Below are 4,138 nucleotides of genomic sequence, written 5' to 3'. Positions count from 1 at the left end.
TCCTCGAAATGTTCGTAGAGAAAACTCTCGCGATGATGGTGCAGGCACCACTTCGCCATGATGGAGCCGCCGCGCGAGACAATACCGGTCACGCGGTTTACCGTTAGCGGCACGTAATGCAGCCGCACACCGGCATGGATGGTGAAATAGTCGACGCCCTGTTCGGCCTGCTCGATCAGTGTGTCGCGGTAGATCTCCCAGGTGAGATCCTCGGCGATGCCGCCGACCTTCTCCAGCGCCTGGTAGATCGGCACCGTACCGATCGGCACCGGCGCATTGCGAATAATCCATTCGCGGATGTTGTGGATGTTGCGGCCGGTGGAGAGGTCCATCACGGTGTCGGCGCCCCAGCGAATCGCCCAGACCATCTTCTCCACCTCTTCAGCCATCGAAGAGGTGACGGCGGAATTGCCGATATTGGCATTGATCTTGGTCAGGAAGTTGCGGCCGATGATCATCGGCTCGGATTCGGGGTGGTTGATGTTGGCCGGGATGATCGCCCGCCCGCGCGCCATCTCGTCGCGCACGAATTCGGGCGTGACGAAGTCCGGGATAGCCGCCCCAAAACTCTCGCCGTCGCGTGGGAGCTTATACTTCAGCTTCTCGCGTCCGAGGTTTTCGCGAATGGCGACGAACTCCATTTCTGGTGTGATGATGCCGGCGCGTGCATAGGCGAGCTGGGTGACCGCGCGCCCATCCGTCGTCGCCTTCAGCGGCCGATTGCGCACCGGGAACGCGGGTGTTTGGCGATCGGGCGAAACGAAGCCGTTGTCCTCGGGCTTGACGACGCGTGTGAGCCTTCTTCGAGGCGGGCAATTCGCCGACCGTGACCGTCGGAGTGTTGGCATTCATGCGTGAGCCTCCTTGCTCTGATCCAACGGAGACCCAGTCCAGGCGATGAGGACGAAGTGACGCTTCGCCTGGGGAATACGGGAATTGCCCGAATGCCGAAGCCGGATTGCCGACCCGCGAAACCTCGCACCGTCCCTACGCCAGTATGAACTGGATCAGGTTCAACGGGTCACTGCGCGCTATAGCAGTATCTCAGCCCCTTGCCGGGACCCCCCTGGTGAGGGGCGCAGATTGAACGTGGGAGGCCGCGCTGTCAAAGCCGCTGCGGCGTGTGCACAAGATGAAATTGAACTCCTCGAACGCCGCGGCCCACTAGACCTTGCAGCTCGACTAACTAGCTTCGATCCGCATTGCCACAACGAGAGATTGATCGAACGCGATGCCCATGTGGCGCAAGGGATGGCTCAACTCCTCGCCACCCCGTCCGCGTCGGCGGACACTTGCATCTTTGCGAAGAAAACGCTCGCCCGCATTTGCTACCCTTCGCCCGCGGAGCCATCGCCGCGCCTGCGTGGGCTGCTCCTGAGCACCTCTCACCACCTCCATCGCGAGGGGCGACTATGCGAAGGCACGTGTCTATGCCACTTACTGTAGCGACTTCGTCGCTTTGCAGCGCGAGCCCCGGTTTCACGCCGCTTTGAGCCAAATACCCAGCTCGAACTCCCGACCGTAGAAGGCCTAAGATCGATGCCTGATGGTAAGCCCCGCGTAGGCCGAGCTCGCGGCAGGTACCTCGGTGGGCGAGATCTCGCTGAGGTCTTTTTTGCGGATCGGTGATCGGGGCTCCGAAGCTCCATGCCATGGAGATCCTGCACCGGTAAGAGCGTGGGCCGCGCGATGTCTATTGCGGCTCGATCGGCTGGACTCGCGCCGTCCGTGGAGATGCGTTTCAATGTGGCGATCTGCTCGGTCATCTTGCACGACGACGGTGAGGCGGTTTTCAATGTCGGCGGCGGCATTGATTTCGATTCAAATGCGCGCTCAGAGGGCGCGCTTCGCGACGGGTCTGGAGCCGGCCCACCCACTGTGATCCTGCAGATAATGGATCGCATAGGACCGAGATCGGCGTCGGCGGTTGGGCAGCGCCAGCAGCGGCTTTGCAATCGCGCAAAGCGAACGAAGCGTCTGTCAGCGGCACGGCTCGTGACCTCTCCCTTTTCGCATCTCTAGCACAATTAGAGTTGAACTTGCTGACGAATTGAAGTTGATTGAGGCAGTCCTGACTTATTCTTCCCGAAGAAATATTCGTTGCGGCGCCGGACCACAGACCGAATACACTCAGACCAGAACGACTGACCGAATTCGCGATCAATGCGCTCGCGCGCGCCCGCAGACACGATGCAAAGGCTTGAAGAGAAATGAGTACCGGCGCGCGCGCGAATGCCGACGCAATAACGCCAACCACTTTTTCACCGCTCAAGAATCATACGTTCCGCTCCATCTGGCTGTCCACCCAGGTCTCCTCCCTAGGCTGGATGATGCAGACTGTTGCCGTCGGCTGGCTCATGGCCACTGTCTCGACTTCGGATCTGATGGTGGCGCTGGTTCAGGCCGCATCCACACTGCCCGCCTTCATCCTGTCCGTCTTCGTCGGGGCCATCGCCGACAATCTCGGCCGACGCGGTGTCATGCTGGTCGGCCGCTCGCTAATTGCGGCAGCTTCGGCCGTCCTGACTGCTCTCATAGCGCTCGGCTTTGTCGATCCTTGGGTCATCCTCGGCGTCAGTTTCGTGATTGGATGCGGCGTCGCCCTCAACGACCCCGCATGGCAGGCGTCAATTGGCGACATCGTCGAAAGGCGCGATATTCCGGCCGCCGTCACGCTCCTCAATATCGGTTTCAACACCATCCGAAGCGTGGGCCCGGCGCTCGGCGGCATCGTGGTCGCCTCGTTCGGGCCTCTGATCGCGCTCCTCCTGAGCACGCTCAGTTATGTGGTGCCGTTGGGCGTCATCTGGCGCTCCAATTGGACCGTTCAATCCTCGCCGCTTCCGCGCGAGCGGATGACCACCGCGATCTATGACGGCGCGCGTTTCACGGCGATTTCGTCCGAAATCAAGGCCGCGATCACACGCGCGGCCCTTCTCGGTCTGGCGGGCATCGCCATCCTCGCGCTGCTGCCCCTCGTCGTTCGCGATCACTTGAACGGCGGTCCGTTCGACTACGGCGTCCTGATGGCCGGCTTCGGAATCGGCGCCTTTTTCGCAGGCATCACCGCCGCTCACTTCAGACGGCGCATGTCTCAGGAACGGCTGATCAGGCTTGCATGCCTCGGGTGCGCGGCGTGCTCAGCGTCCCTTGCCGCAGCGCCTTCCGTTGGAGTGGCGGCGACAGTACTCGCCCTTGGTGGCGCTGGTTGGGTCCTTGCCTGGTCCGGCTTTGGCGTGAGCGTGCAATTGGCAAGCCCACGCTGGATCGTCGGCCGCACCATCTCGATCTATTACGCCCTGACCTATGGCGGGATCGCGGCCGGCAGTTGGATATGGGGCACGGTGGCGCAGAATTATTCGCTGACGACAGCGCTGGTGGGCTCTGCCGGAGCTCTGGTGCTGGTTGCCGCGACAGGGTTCGTATTGCCGGTCCTCGAGAACAAGGACACAGACCACGATCCCCTGGGGGGATTCAAGGCGCCGGCGGTCGCCGTCGAACTTAGAGCGAGAAGTGGACCGATCGTCGTTAAAATCGAGTACGAGATACCGGAAGAGAACACGAAGGCATTCCTGGCCCTCATGCATGAACGTCGCCGCGCCCAAAGCCGCCTCGGCGCCCGGCACAAGATCGTTGAGCGCGACCTCCAAGAGCCTTGCCGATGGACGGAAAGTTTCCGCACGCCGACCTGGACCGACTACCTTCGCCTCAACCATCGGCGCACCACCGCCGACAAGGAGCTGGATGATAGTCTCCGGGAACTGCACCAGGGAGAGCACTCCCCTCGGATGAGGCTTTCAATTGAACGGCCGGCCGGGCATCCGCGCAAGGCCGACCACATCGCGCCTTTCATCGCGCGGATCTGATGTTGGCTTTATCACGGGTCGAGCGGTTGCCCCTTTGAAGCAATGTCGCGACGATGAGCGAGCCGCGGGTCGTCGGATCTTCCCCTGACAGATACACCTAGCTATAACTAGAAACCGACCACCAGTGCCCCGCCGGTAAGGCCGGCGCCGGCCGCCGCCAGCGACCGCGTTGAAGATGCGGGCATTGGCCTGATGCGGCACAAAGCGAGCCACATCTGACGCCGAAACGCCGGCCGCCGCCAAGGCCTCCCCCGAACAGCGGCGCATCATCT

2 protein-coding genes, 1 pseudogene and 1 riboswitch are annotated in these 4,138 nt (G+C 61.9%); of the genes and pseudogenes, 1 reads left to right on the top strand and 2 read right to left on the bottom strand.

Annotated features, from left to right (window positions below; genetic code table 11):
• The coding region (locus ACWTU8_RS31540; protein WP_455851214.1) for a phosphomethylpyrimidine synthase ThiC at positions 1–848 on the bottom strand (848 nt) is incomplete at its 3' end.
• Positions 849–966: 118 nt separating this feature from the next.
• Positions 967–1,078, bottom strand: a riboswitch (TPP riboswitch).
• Positions 1,079–2,210: 1,132 nt separating this feature from the next.
• Here ACWTU8_RS31540 and ACWTU8_RS31535 point away from each other — a divergent pair.
• Entirely contained in the window at positions 2,211–3,866 is a 1,656-nt protein-coding gene (locus ACWTU8_RS31535) for an MFS transporter (protein ID WP_455851213.1), read from the top strand.
• A 162-nt stretch (positions 3,867–4,028) separates the two neighbouring features.
• Here the strand turns inward: ACWTU8_RS31535 and ACWTU8_RS31530 are convergent.
• Positions 4,029–4,138: pseudogene (locus ACWTU8_RS31530) on the bottom strand (3-oxoacyl-[acyl-carrier-protein] synthase III C-terminal domain-containing protein); the annotation flags it as partial.

Source organism: Mesorhizobium sp. BHbdii (genome assembly GCF_053848045.1).
The sequence above is the reverse complement of the archived record's forward strand: the minus strand, read 5'-3'. Positions and strand labels throughout refer to the sequence as shown.

Excerpts from the sequence above, each read along its gene's own strand:
- ACWTU8_RS31535 (WP_455851213.1), top strand. The coding sequence starts at position 2,211 with ATGAGTACCGGCGCGCGCGCGAATGCCGACGCAATAACGCCAACCACT.